This window comes from Granulibacter bethesdensis (assembly GCF_001889545.1).
Lineage (GTDB): Bacteria > Pseudomonadota > Alphaproteobacteria > Acetobacterales > Acetobacteraceae > Granulibacter > Granulibacter bethesdensis_B.
In genome coordinates this window covers 2,057,501-2,078,263 of the sequence record NZ_CP018194.1, presented here as the reverse complement: position 1 = coordinate 2,078,263, position 20,763 = coordinate 2,057,501, and the positions used below count along the sequence as shown (strand labels likewise).

The following is a 20,763-nucleotide window of genomic DNA, read 5'->3' as shown; positions in this document are numbered from 1 at the left end:
CATTCACAATAGTGCCAAGTGGCACTACAAAGACGGATAGATGTCTATTTTTCAGGCAAATGCGCTTTGTATCGCCGGAGTGGGGATCAATTTTGGGCAATCATGACGCTGGCAAGCAGGCATTTGTGTTCCCGGCACGGGTTATGCTCGGCCAGGAGGCATTCTGCAGGGAACTGGCCGTAACGATCAGAAAGGTCGGCAGCCGCCGATTTTATGAGGTTTTGCTCGATCTGCTGCGTGCTGTGATCGGACACGATAATGCCTGGATCATCCGCTATACGGCGCATTCACGGCAGGATGTGGTGCATACGGTGAACGTACCGGTCCATATCCGTGAATTTTACCTGACGCAGTATCATCACGCTGATCCTTTTGCTCAGCACTGGGCGCGTCATCATCAGCCTGGCGTGTATGTTCTGCGGCAGGTCCTGGGGCCTGACAGCACGGTCTATGGGGACGTTTATGCCCCACGGGTGCGTGTCAGTGATGAGATGGGCGTGTTTCTGCCTTCTGCCGGTCGGGCCTGCATTGTGCTGTTTCTGGTTTTGGCAGAGGGACGCTTCAGTGATCAGGACAGGCAGGCGGCCGAGGCTCTTTTCCCGGTTCTGGAGGCTTTGCACCGGATTCACCTGGCGCGCATGTTTGGAGAAGAAAAGGCCGTGGAGACGGCCCATCGTGGCTCCAGCCATCTGCATACTGACCCTTTGCTGATTCTCGATCGTGTCGGTGTGCCGGTTTTTGCCAACGCGGCCTGGCGGCAGGCGGCTCGTTTATCGCCGGATCTCAATGACTGCGCCGCTTTGCCTGACAGGCCCGGACTTTTTCCTTTCGATGAGAAGTACCATGTTCAAGTGGCTTGTTTCGACAAGGATTTTTCCCTGGCACCGGGTGGGCGTGGAATCGTATTGCTGAGCAAACCGGTGCAGGATACGGCACCTGTGGAACATGCTTCTTTTCCATTGCCGGATATCGCCATGCTGACGGGCAGGGAGCGCTCCCTGTTGACCTTGATTTTACAGCGCCGCTCAACCGGGGAGATTGCGCAGAGTCTCGGTATCGGAAAAGGGACTGTCAAAAACTATAAACTTCGGCTTTATCGAAAAGCGAATGTGACATCGGAACGTGCGCTGGTCGCGTTGTTCAGTCCTTTACTGGATGAGCCAGAGGAAGTGGTGCGCACCGTGACAGCGGCTTCCCGCAGCCGTCAAAAAGCAAAAAAAGCGGATTAATTTGTCTTTCCCCTGCCTTGAGCCTGATTTGTCCGCTTGCACATCGGTTTTGATCAGGTTACGATTTTAGAAATAATATTTCCTACCAAGAAAATTAAGGTGATCGCATCCTGAAGGGTGTCAGGCATCACCGCCGGGAAAAGCCACGTCATGACCTTATGAGTATGGAGGGGCGTCATGAGTGAAGGTGCTTTGGATATCGCATTGCCTGCGGGCGGTAAGGCAGTAGGCGAGACGGTGACAAAGACCAGTAATGAGCTGGTCCGTTCACTGACATGGGTAGATGCGTTCTGGGTTTCCAGCGGTGTGCCTGCGCTGGTTCTGTTCACGATCGGCTCGATTGCCGCGACGGTTGGTAATCCTTCCTGGGCAATCTGGATTATTTCAATCCTGTTCGGATTTCTGCAGTCTTTCACCTATGCGGAAATTGCCGGGCTTTTCCCGGAAAAATCAGGTGGGGCATCCGTTTATGGTGCTGTGGCCTGGGTGCGCTACAGCAAGCTGATCGCGCCGCTTTCGGTCTGGTGTAACTGGTTCGCATGGTCGCCGGTGCTGGCCATCGGCACGTCACTGGGCGCTGGCTATATTCTGTCCGTACTGTTTCCGGCGGATAGTGTGGTGAACAGCTGGCAATGGACCCTGTTTGATCTGGGGATGATCAAGGATGGTCTGACGATCCGGATCAACGCCACTTTTGGGCTTGCTGCTGTGCTGATGCTGTGTGTGTTTGCTATCCAGCATCGCGGTATTCTGGCCTCTGCCCGTATCCAGATGATTTTTGCGGTGGTGTCCCTGTTGCCGTTGTTGATCATCGGGCTGGTACCGCTGCTGACCGGGGATATGCCGGCCAGCCATTTCACGCCTTTTGTGCCTCTGGCGCATGATGCGGCGGGCAAGGTTGTGGCCGGACATTGGGACATGGCCGGTCTCTCGCTGATGGCGGGAGGCTTGTTTATTGCGGCCTGGTCCACGTACGGGTTTGAAACCGCTGTTTGCTACACGCGGGAATTCCGTAATCCCAGCACGGATACGTTCAAGGCGATTTTCTTTTCCGGTCTGCTCTGTCTGGTGGTGTTCACCCTGGTTCCGTTGGCTTTCCAGGGCGCTCTTGGGCTGGATGGCATGCTGGCACCAGATATTTACAGTGGCATGGGGGTTGGCCGTGCCATGGCGGCGATGATCGGGGCGCAGGGAGTGGTGCTGAATATCATCGTTGTCATGCTTGTGCTGACTTTGCTGCTATCGATCATGACGGCCATGGCCGGATCGTCGCGCACGCTGTATCAGGGATCGGTCGATGGCTGGCTGCCGCGCTATCTGTCGCACGTGAACCATCATGGTGCGCCGACCCATGCGATGTGGACGGATCTCTGCTTCAACATGCTGTTGCTGCTGCTGAGCGATAACGTATTCGTGCTGGCGGCTTCCAATGTCGGCTATATCATTTTCAGCTTCATGAATCTCAATGCAGGCTGGCTGCACCGGATTGATCGTCCGCTTCTGGCCCGTCCGTTTAAATGCCCCGGCTGGCTGCTGGGCACGGGGGCGGTGCTGGGTTTCGTCAACGCTTTCCTGATGGGGATGGGGGCCAATGTATGGGGCAGTGGAACCTTGCTGACCGGTATCATCGTTGCGGCGATGATTATCCCGGTCTTCCTGTTCCGTCATTATGTGCAGGATAAGGGCGTCTTTCCCGAGGCGGCGATCAAGGATCTGCATATGGAGAAAGAGGAAGGCGTGGAAAGCCGTGCCGGTCTGCTGCCTTATCTGGCTTTGCTGGGCGGTGTGCTGGCGGTGATTGTCGGGCGGCTGCTGTCTGTCTGATCCCGGCTATCGCCAGGCCGGTCGATAAAAAAGGGAGGATCGGTCATGCCGGTCCTCCCTTCTGTCATGTCGGGTCCTGGATGGGATCAGGGTGTTTCAGGCAGGCCCAGCGCATGACGCACTTCCTTGCGGGCAGCAGTGAAATCAGCCTGAAACCGGGGAGATTGCAGGAAATTACTGCCGATCACGCTGCCGGAGACTTTGCCTGCCTCGACATCGGTCGGAAAATGCACTCCGCCCATGATGCGGTGCAGCCCGTAAAGATGAGCGCGGGCAAAAATCTCGGCGGCTTTCTCCGGCACCATGGCGGCGAGCACGATGGCATTGGCATAGGCGAAGGCCGTGTGTCCGCTGGGATAGGAGGCGTTGGGTGGCTGCGGCACGATGGTGGTGATTTTCGGATCCACCACGAAGGGGCGGGGGCGGTTGAACTCTTTCTTGGCATCCATGATGGCAATGCGGATATCGTCGGACATATGCCTGAACATCTTGTCGGCCAGCGGCAGGTTCTCTGGCGTGAAGCCCGGCCCCATGACATCGGCGAAGCGATAGACGCTGATATGAGCGTCTGCCTTGACGGCCGCGATCAACTCCGGTGTGCGGGCAGCTTCAGCCTTGCGTACGGTCTTCAGATCCTTCTCCTGCGCGGCGGAGCCGGGGGCAGGCGGCGGAGCCAGTACTTTTGCCAGCGGCAGGGCTTGTGCCGGGAAATACCATCCCGTGCTGGCGGCTTCGTCCTCTGCCGCATAAGCCGCAGGCAGGGAGGCCGTAAAAACGGCCGGGGTTATCAGCAATGTCACTGTCAGAAGGTGGCGGCACAGCGTAGGATATCTCGTCATGATTTCGTCCGGTCGGTATGAGATGGGCATGCCTTAATCAGCATGATCTCTGTAGCAGAAAGAGTGACGAATGGATGGCGACAATGCCATGACGCAACGTGCGGTGCCGGTGATCCTGCTGGTCGTGGCGGCGGCGGGTTGACTCTATTCGGGGTGGTAGAGCTTGTGCGTCGTTATCGGCTGATGGAGCAGGCCGCTGTGCTGGTTCAGCAGGCGCTGTCGGGTGAGTCGGAAGGCAGGCCGAATTCCCGTGACAATGCATCCACGGCGGAGCAGTAACGGCGGCTGGAGCGGAACTGCCGCACCTGTATGAATTGTTCGCCGCCTGTGCGGTTACCTTCGCTCAGCCGGTAGATTTCCAGTGTGACGGGGCTGCGTCCGTCCCCGTCCTTCATGGCGGAGAGCAGGAAAGTCTGGGGAATCCCGTTCATTTTGCCACGGGCAAAGCGAACAGCGCGCAGGCCGGGAATACCGTCCTGGGCGGCGGTAATCGTGTCCTGAACCGCAGCCTGCCCGGTACCGCGCAGGGTCGGTCCGGCATTGATGGAAACGATGTTCCAGCCTTCTCCCGGCATGGGCGAAGGCAGGAGAACGACGAAAACATCATTGCGGGTAGGGGCACTGCCGCTATGGGCGGCGACAATCAGCCCGACACGTCCGTCCGGGACGAAATGCACCACGGTGTTGGAGCCATCGCGCAGCGTGATGGCCTTCAGATTGGTCAGGCCGGTATTGGCGGCGCAGGCACCCAGAGGCGCGAGCGTCGGGGCCATTGCCAGCAGCGTCAGAAGAAGTCGTGCGGAACGGCAGCGTCGCATGATCCCTGGCATTCTCTGAGCCTGTGGTGATGGCATCATGATGCCCTTACGATGGAACAAAGGCGTCGGCGCGCTCGGCCTCTTTCAGCGGACGGCCGAGATAGGCTTCCAGCACATCCTTCGGAGCACCATCCGCCACGATACGTCCCTGATCCATCCAGATCACTCGGTTACACCATTCTGCGACCGTGTCATGGGAATGGCTCGACAAGACCAGGATTTCGGAGTCTCTGACCAACCCCTCCATACGGGCTTTGGCGCGGCTCATGAAGCTGAAATCCCCGGCCGAGAACCACTCATCCATCAGCAGGATCTGTGGTCTGATCGAGGTGGCCAGTCCAAAAGCCAGCCGGATTGTCATGCCGGAGGAATAGACCCGCATTGGCAGGTGCATGAACTCTTTCAGATCGGCAAAGGTCTCGACGTCTTTTTCCAGCGCGGTGATTTCCTCGCGGGAAAGGCCGGAATACATGCCGCGCAACCGGATATTGTCGTGGCCGCTGAGGTCGGAATTGGTGCCCATTGTGGTATCGAGCAGGGCGTTGATGGTGCCGCTGGCCCGCACGCTGCCGGTCGTCGGCTCATAGATACCGGCCAGCACGCGCAGCAATGTGGTCTTGCCGGCGCCATTGCTGCCGACCAGCCCCAGCCTGTCACCGGGACGGAGCGAGAAGCTGACATCCTGAAGTGCCTGCACGACTGTGCGCTTGCGGGCATCCTGCCCGAACCGTCCGGCCGAGGCCGCGTTGAACACGGCCCGTTTCAGGCTGCGGGCGTTGCCATGATAGAGCGGAAAATCCACTCCGACATTGCGGGCTTCCAAAAAGGCCATGTTGGTCAGATCCAGAATGCGATACGCCCGCGCACGCGCGCGAACAGGAACCAGCTGCCGATGCACAACAGGGTGCTGTAGACAAGGGCGGAGGTCCATACCTGCCAGCTGGGCGTCAGCCCCAGAATGGGGTCACGCAGGACGGCCAGCAAGGCGTAAAACGGGTTCAGGGGCAGATAGTCCCGACCGTACAGAAGCTGTTCCGGCTTCCAGATGATCGGGGTGATATAGAACCCGATCTGCACGAGGTTGGAGACGATGGGCGGCACGTCACGGAAACGGGCGCAGAGAATCCCCATCGTGATGGTCAATGCGTATCCATCGATCAACCAGAGCAGCAGGGCCGGAATGGCACCGAACACAGCCTCGCCCGGCCAAATTCTGAAAAAGGCAAAGACGGCGATAAAGACCAGCATGTTATGTGCCACAATCACCAGATTGCGGATGATGGACCGTGTGGCATGGACGAAAAAGGGCATGCGGACGGCGCGGATCATGCCTTCCGAGGAGGTAAAAACAGCGCAACCATCCTGAATGAGGTTCTGGAGAAATCCCCAGAGTACCAGTGACAGTGACAGGTAAGGCAGGAATTGGGCGACGGTCTGCCCGAGCAACTGGGAATACAGCAGCCCGAGCGCCAGTACCATCACAGCGGTGGAGAGGGTCATCCAGAACGGACCCAGCATGGAGCCGCGATAGCGTCCCTTGATATCCAGCAGCCCGAGCGTGCAGCCAAGCCGCATCAGCTTCAGGCCGTCGGCGATATCCTGCATGGCAAGGCGGTTGCGCACCCTGAAACTGCTGCCGCTTTCGACAAAAAATTCTGTTTCACGCACGCTTCTCTGTCCCTGATGAGGCGGTTGCGTGGTCCGGACCATGGGGTCCGGGGAAGAAAGATGATCCGGCAAGATGTCTACCTTATCTCAGCGGTGTCAGCGCTATTCACGGCATGTCCAGGATGGCACAGGGCCGTCATTGTCAGGACCGCATCTGCATCCGTGCGGCGAGTAGCCCGGAATGGGCGGTTGATACAAGCGCAAGCCGTTGCATGGATGCACGAGTGAGCATGAAAAAGCATTCGAAAGTCAAGAAAATGCAATTTTCCTGATTATCGGCTTGTGTTCAAAATCGCCTGCCTATAAAGCACTTACACGCCGTTCCTGAAAGGGAACATCAACGACGGCAGCCTTGCAGTCAGGGGCGTCGCCGTGCCCTCCGGCCACATGCGTGTCATGTGGCTGTGTCACGACGGAGAAACAGCCGGATGGATCATATCCACCCCCCCTCAGCATCGCTCCGCCGCAAGGCGTTCCGGCCTGCTTTCGGAAAACTCGCCTGCGTCGCCCTGCTGGCGTTGATGACAGCCTGTGGCAATCATAGTGGCAGAGTGAACGAAAGTCAGGAGGCAGCGCAATACCAGGCGCGTGCATCCCGTAATTATTCTGCCCCCGGCCCCGCAGAAGATCCCTGGGGCCCCTATATTTCCGAGGCTTCGCAGCGTTTCGACGTTCCCGAGCGGTGGGTCAGGGAGGTTATGCGGGTCGAATCCGGTGGCCGTCTGTTCCATAACGGCGATCTGGTGACCTCGCCAGTTGGTGCGATGGGGCTGATGCAGGTGATGCCGGGCACTTATGATGAGCTGAAGGTCCGCTATAGCCTCGGTGAAGATGCGTATGATCCCCACAATAATATCCTCGCCGGAACGGCCTATCTGAGGGAGCTTTATGACCTCTATGGTTCTCCGGCCTTTCTGGCGGCTTACAATGCCGGGCCGGGCCGGGTGGATGACCTGGTCAATAGCGGTCGCTCCCTGCCGCAGGAAACCCGCCGTTATGTGGCTTCAATTGCTCCGAATATTGACGGTCTCTATCCGATCAGTCGTTCTCCGGCCGAGCAGCTGGCTTCTACCACGCTCAGCTATGACCAGCTGACCACAGGGGGAAGCCATTTCTCCAGCCCTCGTGCCTATGCGGCGCTGGATCAATCCTCCTCTTCCAGGCATGGGCGATCCCGCTCTGCCGCCACGCATGGGCGGGAGCGGACGGTTCGTATGGCATCCACTTCAACCCATGGCTCTTCTTCCTATGGTCGACATGGTGCCCCGGTTGCCGCGCGTGTTCAGCTGGCATCAGCGACTTCCGCTTCGCGTCGGGGCGGCTTCAGCCTGATCAACAAGGCGGAAGCGTCTCCCATTCAGACTCGCGGGGTCGGGGGCGGTGGATGGGCTATTCAGGTGGGAGCCTATAACAGCCCGCATCTCGCCAAGGCAGCGGCGGCCAATGCCAAAGCCTCTGTGACGCATGGGCATACGGCTGTCGGCACCGTCAGGCAGCGCGGGGCAACCCTGTATCGGGCGCGCCTGACTGGCATGTCACGGGAATCCGCTCAGGCTGCATGCAGCAAGATCAATCATGGTAAAGGCGGCTGCATCGTGTTGTCTCCGGACGCCCAGTCCTGATCCTGATTTTCGAGATCTGATTTAAAAAGGCAGCTTCCGGGCTGCCTTTTTCTATATCTGCCCGTTTGCAGGATGGCAGATGATCATCATAGTGGCGGGATGGCATCCGCTTCTTCTTCCCGTCTCGTCGTTTTTGCCGCACTGGGCGGCAATTTCGCGATCGCCGTCATGAAATTCGCAGCGGCGGCTTCCACCGGTTCTTCCGCAATGCTGAGTGAGGCGGTGCATTCGCTGGTTGATACTGGCAATCAACTGCTGATGCTGTGGGGCATGAGATGTGCGGCCCGTCCCGCCACGCCCGAGCACCCGTTTGGTCATGGGCTGGAGCTTTATTTCTGGAGCTTCATGGTCGCGGTGCTGATTTTCGGTCTTGGCGCAGGTGTTTCGATCTTCGAGGGGATCGAAAAGCTGCGTCACCCCGTTTCTGTCACCAATGTCTGGCCGAATTACCTCGTGCTGGGTGGGAGCTTTGTGTTCGAGGGCATTGTCTGGCTGCTGGCGATGCGTGCTTTCCTCCGTCAGAAGGGCAGGCTTGGTGTGCTGGAGGCAGCACAGGCCAGCAAAGATCCGACCGTGTTCACTGTCCTGTTTGAGGATACCGCCGCATTGCTCGGCCTGTTGACGGCGGGAGTCGGGCTGGGGCTGGCGCAATGGCTGCATCGGCCGGCTTTCGATGCCATGGCCTCGCTGGTGATTGGCGGCATATTGGCGGTTACGGCGATGTTTCTGGCTCGTGAAAGTCGCTCTCTGCTGATCGGCGAGTCTGCGCCGCAAGCAGTGCGGGAGCACATTCGCCGGATTGTGGCGTCAGAACCAGGTGTGGTCTGTGCCAATGAAATCCTGACCATGCATTTTGGCCCGTCCGAGGTTCTGGTGGCGATCAGCATGGATTTCGAGAACCAGCGCAGCGCCGGGGCCGTTGAAGCCGCCGTTTCCCGGATCGAGCAGCGTATCAGAAGCAGCTATCCCGAAGTCAGGCGGGTCTTCGTTGAGGCGCAGGGCTTCGAGAGCCACCGCGCCTTTGATCAGCAAAATGTGCCCGGATAGGATGCAGCGGACTGCAACACGCTGGCGATCATGGCGGGATCGACATCCTCGACCCGCGCATCCTGCCAGCGGGGCGTGCGGTCCTTGTCTACCAGCAGGGCACGAATACCCTCCGCAAAATCAGGCAGTCTGGTGACGGTCATGGCCATGGCCAGATCGCGGTTCAGGGCTTGTTGAAGGGTCAGGTGCTGACCGGTCCGCATCATCTCGAAGGTCCAGCACAGCGCAGCGGGTGATTTCTCGCGCAGGGCGGCAAGTGTTTCCTGCCCCCACTGGCTTGTCTCGCTGGCAAGTGCGCCGAGAATATCGGTGAGCGATGCGCCGGAGAAGCAAGTGTCGATCAGTGAGAAAACATGGTCAAAGGCGGAGGAAGGGACGGGAAGATCGGTTTCCACCAGCGCGGCCAGACCGTGCCTTTCCAGACCGGCAACCAGCTCGGACATTTCTCCGGGCCAGAGATGAGTAAGAAGTCCGGCAGCATGGGCCATCCCGGCGGGGATGGGGCGTCCGGTCAGTGCCATGTAAAGTCCGGTCCGGCCTCGCAGTTGAGGCAGTACCTGGCTGGCGCCGACATCGGGAAACAGGCCGATTGCTGTTTCCGGCATGCCGAAGGAGGCAGCGCGGGTCGCAACCAGAATATGGGAATGCATCGCCAGCCCCATGCCGCCACCGACACATAGTCCGTCGATCAGGGCGAGAATCGGCTTCGGATAGGTCGCAATGGTATAATCAAGCGTATACTCATCGCGGAAAAATGTTTCCACGAAGTCCATATCGTCGGCCAGCACGGCCTCCCGCAGACGGCGCACGTCGGCTCCGGCACAGAAAGCACGCCCCATGCCCTGCAATATGATGGCGGTGACGGCTGGGTCATCGCGCCAGCGGTCCAGAGTCTGCTGAATGGCGCGTATCATCTCCCCATTCAGCGCATTGAGCGCCGAGGGACGGTCGAGCGTGATCCAGCCGGTCAGGCCGGTTTGCCGGATTGTAACGGTCTGGACGGGGGAAATCAGGTTTTCTTGTTCCACAAGGCAACGATATTGGCGATGGCACCGGTCAGCAAGGCCCCGAGAATGCCTGTCAGCCCAAATCGTTTCGCCAGTGGGGCGAGCGTAGCCGCAGTCGTGAAGATACCAGCGAGTTCCGCCCGCGCCTGATCGCGCACCATCCTTGCTTCATGGGCAATCGGATCAGGTGAGCCTTTCAGCGCCAGCAGAGCGAAAATCAGCACGAAGAACAGATCGCCGCCCAGCAGGATGCCCGCAGCACCGATCGGCGGGACATGAGGTTGCAAGGCGAGATAAAGCACAAGGTGCAGCATCACCAGTGATGCCCCCAGAAACAGCAGGGCAATGGCCAGGAAGATCACCCTCAGGGCAACCTGCCATGCCTGCCGTTTGAGGATCAGTCCCTCCGCCTCAAGGGCGGTACGTGCGAGGCGAAGGGTGCGCATGAATCGAGTCCCGTATCAGCGGAAAATACGGCCAATCAGCCATCCTGTGGCGCCGGCTGCAAGTAAGGCGACCAAAGGTCTTTCCTTGACGTGGTTACAAATCACGCTGGAATGCTCACGCGTGTAACGTTGTGCATTCCGTGCGGCGCTTTCGGCCCGACCGGCTGCATCGGCCAGGGCCGGAGTAACGCGGTCGTTCAACAGCGCCTCCACCTGCTCACGCAGGCGCAAAATCTGCTCCCGGGCATCATCGGCAGAGGGACGGGAGCGACGGAATAGCGCCATAAGGTTATCTCCTGGGTGCGTCATGCGTGACCCTGCACAAAAATCATACCGCACGAGATCGTTGGGGATCATAGGCGGAGGACCTTCCTGCGGGGCCTGTTGTCTCTTTTAACGCGACGTCCTCATGGGCGGTTGCTTCATGAGCGCTCAGGTGGTTGGGTGCCGGAATGAACGCATCTATGCTTCTCCTCTCCCTTTCGGCAGTCTGCCTGTGTAGAAGCATCCGGGAATGAGTGATCGTGCCCGCAATAACCCTGCCTGCCTGATAACAGAAAGAGGCCAGCCGCGCGTGTTTTTGGACGGATACCCTATCGGATGAAATGTCGGTTTGCTGGCATTATCGCGGCTGGTGTCGCCGTGATCATGACCCTTGTCGCTTCCGGGGCAGGGGCGCAGGAGAAGCAGGATACGTCGCCTTCTGTTCTGGGAGTAGGTTTTCTGCCGGGGGTCAATCAGGATTTCCTGCGCAAAAACATGCTGGCCGATCTGGAAGCACGGACGCATCTGAAGCTTCGTTTCTTCCAGTGGAATGGTGACGTTGATGCACTCGGTCATCTGGATGGGCAGGCTGACAGCGTGCTCGAATGGCCGGAAGCAGCCCTGGATGCTGCCTGTGAGCATGGTCTGGTACTGCCGCTGGCCAAGGTACTGGACAATTCCGACCCTCATCATGCTTCGACCGGAGAAGCGGGGCAGGGCAATACCCAGGCCGCACCCGCACCAGTTTCGCCGATATCCCCTGACAATGCGAAGCCATCTGCCACAGCAGGCAATGCGCAGCGTAATCCTGTGCCGCACAAATCGGCCTCAGCAGGTATGGACTGGTTGCCGCAGGGGCAGGGCAAATGCGGGCTGGGCGCATGGATGCGCAGTATGGTTCTGGTCTGGGATGTGTCCAAATTCCAATCCGTGGAAGGCTGGGCAGATTTCTGGGATATCGCCAAATATCCCGGCAAGCGCGGCTTGCATCGTGGGGCGGAAGGCAATCTGGAAATTGCCCTGATGGCTGATGGGGTATCGCCGGGCGATGTCTATAACGTGCTTTCCGGCAAGGACGGTCAGGATCGCGCCTTCCGAAAGCTGGCTCAGCTCCGTCCCTATATCGTGTGGTGGGAGACGGATGCGCAGGCTGTGCATCTGATGGCATCCGGGCAGGTACTGATGGAAAGCGCGCCGGCGGAGCAGATTTTTCTTGCTGACCGGGCCGCTGAAACGGGTGCTCCGACGGCAACGGGAAAGATCCTGCGCTATGGTGTGCAATGGAGCGGCAATCTCTACCGGATCGGCTGGTGGGCTGCTCCGTCCGGGGCCAATCCGGCGATTGTGCAGGATTTTCTGAGGGCATGGGCCGGGAAGGAGGTCCAGCAGGCTATGGCCGGACAAACCGGCCTCGGCACTTTTTCCCGTGAGGCACTGGCCGGGTTGTCGCCGCAGATCATCCGCTGGATGCCCACAATGGACAATCATTGGCAGAAGGGGCTGAAAATCGATGCCGCATTCTGGGCTAAAAATGGTGCGATGCTGAACGAGCGCTTCAACCAGTTGATGAAATAAGACCCTGGCAGGGCGTGGCGACGGAAGGAACAGGGCGGATGGCGCATAACAGCCTGTTGCAGGCCCCCGAGGATGCGGCACCGGTCATTGTGCTGCGACCGGAGGCCAAAACGGATATTCTGCTGGTGGTGGATCATGCAGGCCGGGCCATTCCCCGTCATCTGGGCCTGCTGGGATTGCCTCCGACGGAGCTGGACCGGCATATCGCCTGGGATATCGGCATTGCAGGCGTGAGTGAGGCTTTGTCGCAGCATCTGGATGCAACCTGCATCATGCAGCGTTATTCCCGGCTGGTGATCGACTGCAACCGCCCGCTGCATGTGCCGAGCGCCATTCCGGAGATCAGCGAAGACACCTGGATTCCCGGTAACGCAGGGCTTGATGAGGCAGCGCGTGAAGCGCGTCGGGCGGAAATTTATGCTCCGTATCACGCCCGTATTGCCGCCGAGCTGGATCGCCGGGTCGGACGTCCCACGGTTCTGGTGGCCATGCACAGCTTCACACCGGTTTACAAAGGCGAGGTGAGGGAGATGCAGGCAGGCGTTCTGTATAATCACCATACGGCGTTGCCGCATATCATGCTGGACCTGCTCCGTGCGGAGAACGGGCTGGTGGTGGGGGATAACGCCCCTTACAGCGTGAGTGACGAGACGGATTATACGGTGCCCTTCCATGCCGAGCGTCGCGGCTTGCCCTATCTGGAGATGGAAATCCGTCAGGATCTGATCGCCGATGCGGCAGGTCAGGCGGAATGGGCGGAGCGTATGGCGCGTCTGCTGCGCATCGGTATCAGCCGTCTGATTGGGTAATTTGCTCCTGTCGCTTACCACACGCCGCTTCAATTTCATGCTGCGTCGGTGAGGCTGTCTGTGCGCCGGGCCGGGTACAGCAGAGCGCGCTGGCGATGATGGCGCGTCGGGCGGCTTCTATGGTGGATGCGCCCTGTTCCAGTGCCGCGGCAAGTACCCCGACGAAGCAATCTCCCGCACCGGTCGTATCGATGGCGGAGACTGGAAAAGCAGGCAGGGATGTTGTTCCTTCCGCATCAGCGATATGGACGCCGTCAGCGCCCAGTGTCTTGATCACGGTGCTGCCGAGCAAGGCATGAAGGGAAGTGACGCTGTTATTGGTCTGGAGATGACGGGCCAGCCATGCGGCCTCATCTTCATTGATGACCAGAATATCCACCTCTCGCATTGTTTCCAGCGGCAAGGGAGCAGCGGGGGCAAGGTTCAGCACAGTCAGCATACCGGCCTGCTTCGCACGATGCAGGCAGGAAGCTGTTTCGTCAGGTGGAACCTCCATCTGCGTGACCAGCACAGTGCCGGCGAGCAGCCAGTTTTCTTCAATCCACGCCGCCCGCACGGCGCGATTGGCGCCGGGTGCAACGACGATGTGGTTGCGTCCTTCATGGTCAATGCAGATGGAGGCCAGGCCGGTTCTGTCCTGCACCTGTCGCACTGCGCCGAGATCAACTCCCGCCTGTTGCAGTCCGTATAGTGCAGCCTCGGCAAAACCATCGTCACCAACGGCCCCGATCATCCGCACGCTGGCACCATCCCGCGCCGCAGCTACGGCTTGATTGGCACCTTTGCCGCCCGGAGCATGGTGGCTGTTCAGGGCAAGCAGGGTTTGCCCCGGCTCCGGCAGGGAAGGAACAGACAATAGCAGGTCAAGATTGATGGAACCGAAGACAATCATTCACACCCCGCGGTCCCGGGACCGTTACAGTGTTGCCTGAGCGGAGAGAGCGGCTTCCATATCCTGCCATTCCCGTCGACTCAGTCCGCTGTTTTCCTGACTGACGGCCTCGCCGCTCAACCGTCTGCGCAGGACGGCGAGCATGGCGGCAGAGAAGGTGAAGGCACCCAGACGGTATTCGCGGAATGCGGCCATGGCCAGCGGCACCCAAGCCTCCACGCTGCGTATCATGGCGTCCGCATAGACGCGGATCTCGTACTGCGCATGCGGATCGGCGCGCAGGGACAGGAAATGCAGCAGATTGTGCAGGTCGGTTTTCCAGTACCACTGGGTGTAGGTGTTCAGGGTCAGGTTCATGCGCGCCAGCTCCCGCGCCAGCCCCTGCCGGTCCGGATCGGCGCCGTTCTCGTTCAGCATGGCGAGGTAATGGGTGTGGCAGGTCTCCGCATCCTCGCGCAGCAGACGCAGTACCGTCGCGGCTTCTTCCCCCTGAAGCACATCACCCCGTCCCTGCCGGTTGCTGACGGATTGTGCTGCCAGATGCTCGGGCGCGGGGATATAGAATTCCCGATCCATCACCGAGTAGCGGGCCGAATATTCGTTCACATTGGCAGTGCGATGACGAATCCACTGCCGGGCCACGAAAATCGGCAGTTTGATGTGATATTTGATCTCGCACATCTCGAACGGGGTGGAGTGCCGGTGGCGCATCAGATAGCGGATCAGCCCGGCATCCTCGGTCACATGGCGGGTGCCCTTGCCGTAGGAGACGCGAGCCGCCTGCACGATGGCGGCGTCATCCCCCATATAGTCGATCACACGGACAAAGCCGTGATCCAGCACCGGTACGGCTTCATACAGCATATTCTCCAGCGCAGGGACGGTCGCACGCCGCGTGGCGGTTGACTGGGCACGGGCGGCTTCAATATCCGCCTGCTGTTCGATGCTGAGTGTCATGGCTTTCCACTAACATGCCCCCTGCCGCCCGGGGAGGGGATGATGCCAATTTGATGCATCCCTCTACCAAAGCAGGCAGGTATACTTTATATATAAGTCGTCAGTTCGCTGACTATGGTGATAAACGGCGAGTGGAATAAGCGTAGTGGACCCGGGGGCGGTACCCGGCGCCTCCACCATCAAACTCCGTCCTGCGGGGTTCATGGGGGCGAAACAGGCTCGACGCGCGCGGTAAAGACTCGCTTTTTGCCCGGCATGGTTCCGCCGTTATCGGGCCATATCACAAGTGCCAATGACAATCATGAGGCGCTCGCTGTCGCTGCATAAGCGATAAGCGCGGTTCGGGGGGCACCGGGCAACAGAAGCCCCCCACTGCCAGCTTTAAATGATCTGCCGGGATGGCTGTGGCATTCTTCCACCGTTCCTTTGCTTCCATCGCGTGACGAGTCACGCTATTGCAGGGCAACGCGTTGAGGTGACCTTTGACATGACCGATACCACGGAACAGCGGCCGGAGAGCCAGCTCCCCTATGATGAATGGACCGAACAGGCGCTGAGGCAGGTTGTCGCCCGCGCACTGGAGCATGTCGCCAATGATGGCATGCCGGAGGGCCATCATTTCTATATCACTTTCCGCACGGATTATTTTGGCGTCTCCATCCCCTCCCGGCTGAAGGCGCAGTATCCGCACGAAATGACCATCGTGCTTCAGCATCAGTTCTGGGATCTGGCGGTCGGCCCGGACAGTTTCAGCGTCGGCCTGTCCTTTGGCGGTGTGGCCAGTACGCTGCGCATCCCCTTTGCCGCGCTGCTGGGCTTTGCGGATCCGCATGTCGGGATTGGCCTTCGTTTCCACGCCGATGAGCAAGGTGATGAAAACACAGGCCAGAATACACCTGAAGACGATGCTGAAGACGGATCCGAAAGCGGTAGGCTTGCAACCTTCCCCGGCTCTGTTGCCACTTCTTCCACTGCTTCCCCTGTCACTTCCGCAGTGGAGCAGGAGAATGAGGACAGCACATCGACACAAAGCACGCCGCAGGTCGTGAGTCTGGATGCTTTTCGCCGCCGCAAGGACTGAAGCGGTATTTTCTTTCCTCCCTCCCTTTTTTCTTGAGCGTCAGGACTTTCCCCGATCATGGATGCCCACACCCCGAACGCTGCTTTCCCGGGTTTTGCCTACAGCCCGATGTTTCCGCTGACGCATGACGAGACCGTATGGCGTAAACTGGATTTTGGCGGCGTCCGTGTATCGGAGCATGAAGGGCAGCGTATCCTGCATATTGCGCCTGAAACCCTGACTGAATTGGCCCGCACGGCATTCCACGATGTTGCGCATTTGCTGCGCCCGGCCCATCTGGCCCAATTGCGCCGAATTCTCGACGATCCCGAGGCCAGTGCCAACGACCGGTTCGTGGCACTCGATCTGCTGAAGAACGCGAATATTGCGGCTGGTGGAATTCTCCCGATGTGTCAGGATACCGGCACTGCCATCGTGTTCGGCAAGAAAGGCCAGCATGTCTGGGTCGAGGGCGATGAGGAGGAGGCTCTCTCCCTTGGTGTGCATCGCACCTATACCGAGACCAATCTGCGCTACTCCCAGATGGCGCCGCTGACGATGTATGAGGAAAAGAACACCGGGAACAACCTGCCGGTTCAGTTCGATATTCTCGCCGTGCCGGGTGGGCATCATGCGGATGAGTTCCAGCTGATGTTCGTCGCCAAGGGGGGGGGCTCCGCGAACAAGACGTTCCTCTTTCAGGAAACGCGCGCGGTGCTCAGCCCCGAAAAACTGCTGCCGTTTCTGGAAGCGAAGGTCAGGACGCTCGGCACATCGGCCTGTCCGCCCTACCATCTGGCAATCGTGATCGGTGGTACCAGTGCGGAGACCACACTGAAAACGGTGAAGCTGGCTTCCACCAAATGGCTCGACACCCTGCCGACGCAGGGGGATATGACCGGCCATGCCTTCCGTGATCTGGAACTGGAACAGCAGGTGCTGGAACTGACCCGTTCCATCGGGATCGGGGCGCAGTTCGGCGGTAAGTACTTCTGTCATGATGTGCGGGTGGTCAGGCTGCCGCGTCATGGAGCCAGCCTGCCGATCGCAATCGGGGTGTCATGCTCGGCCGACCGTCAGGTGCGGGCGAAAATCACGCCGGAGGGTGTGTTCCTCGAACAGCTGGAAACCGATCCGGCCCGTTTCCTGCCGGAAGCGACGGACTCCATTCTGGGCGGCGAGGTCGTGCGCATTGATCTGAACCGTCCGATGGATGAAATTCGGGCCGAACTGTCGAAGCATCCGGTCAAGACCCGTCTGTCCCTGACCGGAACGGTGGTCGTGGCGCGTGACATCGCCCATGCCAAACTGGCCGAGCGACTGGAACGCGGTGAAGGACTGCCGGAGTATATTAAAAATCACCCGGTCTATTATGCCGGTCCGGCCAAAACCCCGGATGGCATGCCAACCGGCAGCTTCGGCCCGACTACAGCCGGACGTATGGACAGCTATGTCGATGCATTCCAGAAAGCGGGCGGCAGTTTCGTCATGCTGGCGAAAGGCAATCGCTCGAAAGCCGTGCGGGATGCCTGCAAAACCTATGGTGGTTTTTATCTCGGCAGTGTCGGTGGTCCGGCCGCCCGTCTGGCGCAGGACTGTATCCGCAAGGTCGAAGTGCTGGAATATCCTGAACTCGGCATGGAGGCGGTCTGGAAGATCGAGGTCGAGGATTTCCCGGCTTTTATCGTGATCGACGACAAGGGCAACGATTTCTTTGAAGGACTGTCCTGATTCATCACCAGTGACCTCCACCGGTGTACCGGACGGGTTCTGGACTCGTCCGGTGGCGGATATTGGCCGGGATCTGCTGGGAATGACCTTGCTGGTTGATGGTTGCGGCGGCGTCATCGTGGAAACGGAGGCGTATGATCAGGATGATCCGGCCTCTCACAGTTTCTCTGGCCCCACCCGTCGCAATGCGTCCATGTTCGGGCTTCCTGGACATGCTTATATATATCGTTCCTACGGCATTCACTGGTGCTTCAACATCGTGTGCGGGCCTGTTCCCGGTGGAGCGGTCCTGGTCCGGGCGTTGCATCCGTTGTATGGTCTGAAGGCTATGCAACTGCGCCGCGGCACTAGCCGGGTAAGAGATCTGTGCCGTGGGCCAGGGCGGTTGTGCCAGGCGCTCGGGATTACGGGTGGGATGGATGGCCTGTCCCTGAGCAGGCTGCCCTTCGATCTTCAGCCCCGTCATGAGACCGGAGCAGCATCCAGCCTGATTGCGGCAGGTCCACGTATTGGCATCACACGGGCCACCGGAACGCCATGGCGGTTTTATCAGGCGGAATCGGTTTTCGTGAGCGGAAGCCGCTCCGCTCGCCTCATCACACATGAAGCCGGAAAGTAATATCCTGTGACTACACCACCGAAGCCCTCATCGGACGGTTCTTTCTATATGACACCGGTGGGGCATGCGCAGATGGTCGCTGAATTGAAACAGCTGATGCGGGAAGAGCGACCCAAAATCGTCGAGATCGTTTCCTGGGCGGCAGGTAATGGAGACCGCTCGGAAAACGGTGATTATCTGTATGGTAAAAAACGTCTGCGCGAGATCGACCGGAGGGTCAGATTTCTGACCAAACGTCTGGAGAATGCGGTGGTGATCGATCCGGCAACACAGCCGCATAAGGACCGCATCTATTTCGGCGCGACGGTCACTTATATCAATGAAGCAGATGAAACGGTGCAGGTAACAATCGTAGGCGCCGATGAGGCTGATATGTCGTTAGGGCGCATCAGTCTGCTTTCGCCGGTTGCAAAAGCACTGCTGGGAGCAAGCAAAGGTGATGAAGTAACAGTCATCACCCCGGTCAAGGCTGAAGTTCTGGACGTCCTCGATGTAGCTTACTGCCCGTTGGCGTGATGTTTCGGGCTGGACCCGGTCAGAGGAAAGGGAACGACATGCGTCATATCCATGTCATGCTGGCCCCATTCCGGCGTATTATCCTGTATCGCCTGCATCGCCCTGATTGCATCGGCCATTGAAGAAACCATGCAGGCTATATCGGGGTTACCATCCTCGTGAGCCTTGGCAACAATCTGATCCAGATCATTTGCGTAATGCTGGAACTGGCTGGGAGAATTTGTGAGGGTCATAGATGGCTCTTATAAATTTCTTGCCAAGTGCAACATCATAATCACGTGAATATGATGGTTGCTGGCACAGAAATGCAAGAGAAAACAGATTGTTTCGCAGTGGTTATTTATATCAGAATAAATAGGCGAATACATCTACTTTAAAATTAATTACCTATTTTATAGACGTTATTTTATATTGTTTGGTTTATTTTTTGAGACAAAAATCTTAAATGAAACTATCACCATAAAAATCTCACAAACAAATGTTGCGGTTTTGCTAAAGATAGAAATTTCCTATCTGTCATATGGCCGGAGAGGGTGTCCCTCTTGAGACGGCGATTTTTTTTGCCATATCACAGACGATACAAGGAGGCCTGGCTGCCTTTTGAGGGGTCGGTCTCGTAGTCGCCTGAATGCATAGGGACATAGAAATTATGGACATCGAGAAATTTACCGAGCGGTCGCGTGGCTTTCTGCAAGCTGCCCAGACCATTGCAACGCGGGAATTTCACCAGCGTCTTGGCACCGAGCACCTTCTGAAAGCATTGCTGGATGATGAGGAAGGTGCTGCGGCTGGTCTCGTGCGGGCTGCCGGGGGTAATCCCGATGAAGCGCGCCGCGCCGTGGAGGCTGAAATCGCCCGTGTGCCGAAAGTGCAGGGTGGAGGGGCCGGGCAGCCGCAGGCAACTCCGGATCTGATTCGTGCGCTGGATGCAGCCGAGCAGGCGGCGAAGAAGGCGGGTGACGACTACGTGGCCCAGGACCGCCTGTTGCAGGGGCTCGCCCTGGCGGATGGCCCCGCCTCACGTATTCTGAAAGAAGCAAAAGTCACTCCTTTGGCGCTTGAACGCGCTATCGGTGAACTCCGCAAGGGCCGTACCGTCTCCAGCCAGAACGCAGAGGCCACGTTTGACGCGCTCAAGAAATATGCGCGCGACGTGACGCAGCAGGCGCGGGATGGAAAGCTGGATCCGGTCATCGGTCGTGACGAGGAAATCCGTCGTACGGTGCAGGTGCTGGCCCGGCGCACCAAGAACAATCCTGTCCTGATTGGCGAGCCCGGTGTCGGCAAAACCGCGATCGTAGAAGGGCTGGCCCTGCGCATCGTCAATGGCGACGTGCCGGAAGCGCTGCGCAATAAGAAGCTGCTGGCGCTCGATCTTGGTGCGATGGTGGCTGGCGCCAAGTTCCGTGGTGAATTCGAGGAACGGCTGAAGGCGGTCCTGAAGGAGATTGAGTCTGCGAACGGCGAAGTGATCCTGTTCATCGACGAGATGCACACCCTGGTCGGAGCCGGCAAGGCGGATGGGGCGATGGATGCGTCCAATCTGTTGAAACCGGAACTGGCCCGTGGCGCACTGCACTGCATTGGCGCAACCACGCTTGATGAGTATCGCAAGCATGTGGAAAAAGATGCCGCTCTCGCCCGCCGCTTCCAGCCTGTCTATGTGGAGGAGCCGAGCGTTGAGGACACGATCTCGATTCTGCGCGGGATCAAGGAGAAGTATGAACTGCACCACGGTGTGCGGATCACGGACTCTGCCCTGATTGCGGCGGCCACTTTGTCCAACCGCTACATTACGGATCGTTTCCTGCCGGATAAGGCAATCGATCTGGTAGACGAG

Annotated in this window: 21 protein-coding genes and 1 other RNA gene (1 of these 22 running past the window's edge); 12 read left to right on the top strand and 10 right to left on the bottom strand. The window is 58.7% G+C overall.

The features are described from left to right. Positions 1–92 precede the first annotated feature (92 nt). Positions 93–1,229 carry a helix-turn-helix transcriptional regulator gene (locus GbCGDNIH8_RS09490; RefSeq protein ID WP_072572984.1) on the top strand — a complete coding sequence of 379 codons (1,137 nt, stop codon included), beginning with the start codon at positions 93–95 and terminating at the stop codon, positions 1,227–1,229. A 177-nt stretch (positions 1,230–1,406) separates the two neighbouring features. Next, positions 1,407–3,053, top strand: a complete 1,647-nt coding sequence (locus tag GbCGDNIH8_RS09485; RefSeq protein ID WP_072572983.1) for a trimethylamine N-oxide permease — start codon at positions 1,407–1,409, stop codon at positions 3,051–3,053. Positions 3,054–3,139: 86 nt separating this feature from the next. On the opposite strand, the gene GbCGDNIH8_RS09480 is transcribed toward GbCGDNIH8_RS09485, so the two are convergent. The 4 genes from GbCGDNIH8_RS09480 to GbCGDNIH8_RS09465 all read right to left on the bottom strand — a co-directional run bounded on the left by GbCGDNIH8_RS09480 (position 3,140) and on the right by GbCGDNIH8_RS09465 (position 6,378). Beyond that, the gene (locus tag GbCGDNIH8_RS09480) at positions 3,140–3,892 is read right to left on the bottom strand and encodes an acid phosphatase (RefSeq protein WP_157692616.1); all 753 of its coding nucleotides are present in this window, start codon (positions 3,890–3,892) and stop codon (positions 3,140–3,142) included. Between the two features lie 206 nt (positions 3,893–4,098). After that, positions 4,099–4,722: a hypothetical protein gene (locus GbCGDNIH8_RS09475; RefSeq protein WP_072572982.1), complete on the bottom strand. Its 624-nt coding sequence runs from the start codon at positions 4,720–4,722 to the stop codon at positions 4,099–4,101. A gap of 34 nt (positions 4,723–4,756) precedes the next feature. Then, entirely contained in the window at positions 4,757–5,542 is a 786-nt protein-coding gene (locus GbCGDNIH8_RS09470; RefSeq protein WP_072573779.1) for an ABC transporter ATP-binding protein, read from the bottom strand. 5 nt (positions 5,543–5,547) lie between these two features. Next, complete coding sequence (locus tag GbCGDNIH8_RS09465) at positions 5,548–6,378, bottom strand: ABC transporter permease (RefSeq protein ID WP_253736007.1); 831 nt, start codon at positions 6,376–6,378, stop codon at positions 5,548–5,550. A gap of 428 nt (positions 6,379–6,806) precedes the next feature. Here GbCGDNIH8_RS09465 and GbCGDNIH8_RS09460 point away from each other — a divergent pair, with 428 nt between their 5' ends. Together GbCGDNIH8_RS09460 and GbCGDNIH8_RS09455 are read left to right on the top strand one after the other, a co-directional pair. After that, complete coding sequence (locus GbCGDNIH8_RS09460; protein WP_081368943.1) at positions 6,807–8,000, top strand: lytic transglycosylase domain-containing protein; 1,194 nt, start codon at positions 6,807–6,809, stop codon at positions 7,998–8,000. A gap of 72 nt (positions 8,001–8,072) precedes the next feature. Continuing rightward, complete coding sequence (locus GbCGDNIH8_RS09455; protein WP_408874899.1) at positions 8,073–9,047, top strand: cation diffusion facilitator family transporter; 975 nt, start codon at positions 8,073–8,075, stop codon at positions 9,045–9,047. Here the strand turns inward: GbCGDNIH8_RS09455 and GbCGDNIH8_RS09450 are convergent. The 3 genes from GbCGDNIH8_RS09450 to GbCGDNIH8_RS09440 are packed head-to-tail and all read right to left on the bottom strand — an operon-like array spanning position 9,026 to position 10,785. Continuing rightward, positions 9,026–10,075, bottom strand: a complete 1,050-nt coding sequence (locus tag GbCGDNIH8_RS09450) for an enoyl-CoA hydratase/isomerase family protein (RefSeq protein ID WP_157692615.1) — start codon at positions 10,073–10,075, stop codon at positions 9,026–9,028. The two genes, GbCGDNIH8_RS09455 and GbCGDNIH8_RS09450, sit on opposite strands and share 22 nt — an antisense overlap. Beyond that, positions 10,057–10,500, bottom strand: a complete 444-nt coding sequence (locus GbCGDNIH8_RS09445) for a hypothetical protein (RefSeq protein WP_072572979.1) — start codon at positions 10,498–10,500, stop codon at positions 10,057–10,059. Before GbCGDNIH8_RS09445 ends, GbCGDNIH8_RS09450 begins: the two co-directional genes overlap by 19 nt. 15 nt (positions 10,501–10,515) lie before the next feature. Then, positions 10,516–10,785 (bottom strand): hypothetical protein, encoded by a 270-nt coding sequence (locus GbCGDNIH8_RS09440; RefSeq protein WP_072572978.1) that lies wholly within the window; start codon positions 10,783–10,785, stop codon positions 10,516–10,518. Between the two features lie 315 nt (positions 10,786–11,100). Between GbCGDNIH8_RS09440 and GbCGDNIH8_RS09435 the strand changes: the two genes are divergently transcribed. Both GbCGDNIH8_RS09435 and GbCGDNIH8_RS09430 read left to right on the top strand, forming a co-directional pair. Further along, positions 11,101–12,339, top strand: a complete 1,239-nt coding sequence (locus tag GbCGDNIH8_RS09435) for an ABC transporter substrate-binding protein (RefSeq protein ID WP_072572977.1) — start codon at positions 11,101–11,103, stop codon at positions 12,337–12,339. 38 nt (positions 12,340–12,377) lie between these two features. Then, positions 12,378–13,148: an N-formylglutamate amidohydrolase gene (locus GbCGDNIH8_RS09430; protein WP_072572976.1), complete on the top strand. Its 771-nt coding sequence runs from the start codon at positions 12,378–12,380 to the stop codon at positions 13,146–13,148. Here the strand turns inward: GbCGDNIH8_RS09430 and GbCGDNIH8_RS09425 are convergent. Together GbCGDNIH8_RS09425 and thyX are read right to left on the bottom strand one after the other, a co-directional pair. Next, complete coding sequence (locus GbCGDNIH8_RS09425) at positions 13,129–14,040, bottom strand: ribokinase (RefSeq protein WP_072572975.1); 912 nt, start codon at positions 14,038–14,040, stop codon at positions 13,129–13,131. The two genes, GbCGDNIH8_RS09430 and GbCGDNIH8_RS09425, sit on opposite strands and share 20 nt — an antisense overlap. A gap of 24 nt (positions 14,041–14,064) precedes the next feature. Further along, positions 14,065–14,997, bottom strand: coding sequence for an FAD-dependent thymidylate synthase (gene thyX / locus GbCGDNIH8_RS09420; protein WP_072572974.1), 933 nt, complete (start codon positions 14,995–14,997; stop codon positions 14,065–14,067). 60 nt (positions 14,998–15,057) lie between these two features. Between thyX and ssrA the strand changes: the two genes are divergently transcribed. The 5 genes from ssrA to greB all read left to right on the top strand — a co-directional run bounded on the left by ssrA (position 15,058) and on the right by greB (position 18,923). Beyond that, positions 15,058–15,371, top strand: a transfer-messenger RNA (tmRNA) gene (gene ssrA / locus GbCGDNIH8_RS09415). Positions 15,372–15,484: 113 nt separating this feature from the next. Further along, the gene (locus GbCGDNIH8_RS09410; protein ID WP_072572973.1) at positions 15,485–16,078 is read left to right on the top strand and encodes an SspB family protein; all 594 of its coding nucleotides are present in this window, start codon (positions 15,485–15,487) and stop codon (positions 16,076–16,078) included. Between the two features lie 57 nt (positions 16,079–16,135). Next, on the top strand, positions 16,136–17,788 hold the full coding sequence (locus GbCGDNIH8_RS09405) for a fumarate hydratase (protein ID WP_072572972.1): 1,653 nt from the start codon (positions 16,136–16,138) through the stop codon (positions 17,786–17,788). A gap of 10 nt (positions 17,789–17,798) precedes the next feature. Continuing rightward, on the top strand, positions 17,799–18,407 hold the full coding sequence (locus GbCGDNIH8_RS09400) for a DNA-3-methyladenine glycosylase (protein WP_253736006.1): 609 nt from the start codon (positions 17,799–17,801) through the stop codon (positions 18,405–18,407). A 48-nt stretch (positions 18,408–18,455) separates the two neighbouring features. Beyond that, positions 18,456–18,923: a transcription elongation factor GreB gene (greB, locus tag GbCGDNIH8_RS09395; protein ID WP_072572970.1), complete on the top strand. Its 468-nt coding sequence runs from the start codon at positions 18,456–18,458 to the stop codon at positions 18,921–18,923. Here greB and GbCGDNIH8_RS09390 read toward each other — a convergent pair. After that, complete coding sequence (locus GbCGDNIH8_RS09390) at positions 18,905–19,156, bottom strand: hypothetical protein (RefSeq protein ID WP_072572969.1); 252 nt, start codon at positions 19,154–19,156, stop codon at positions 18,905–18,907. The genes greB and GbCGDNIH8_RS09390 overlap by 19 nt on opposite strands. A 416-nt stretch (positions 19,157–19,572) precedes the next feature. Here GbCGDNIH8_RS09390 and clpB point away from each other — a divergent pair, with 416 nt between their 5' ends. Beyond that, positions 19,573–20,763, top strand: partial view of an ATP-dependent chaperone ClpB gene (clpB, locus tag GbCGDNIH8_RS09385; protein ID WP_072572968.1) — the beginning only. 1,401 nt of this gene lie beyond the right edge of the window; only the first 1,191 of its 2,592 coding nucleotides appear in the window; its start codon is at positions 19,573–19,575; the stop codon falls past the right edge of the window.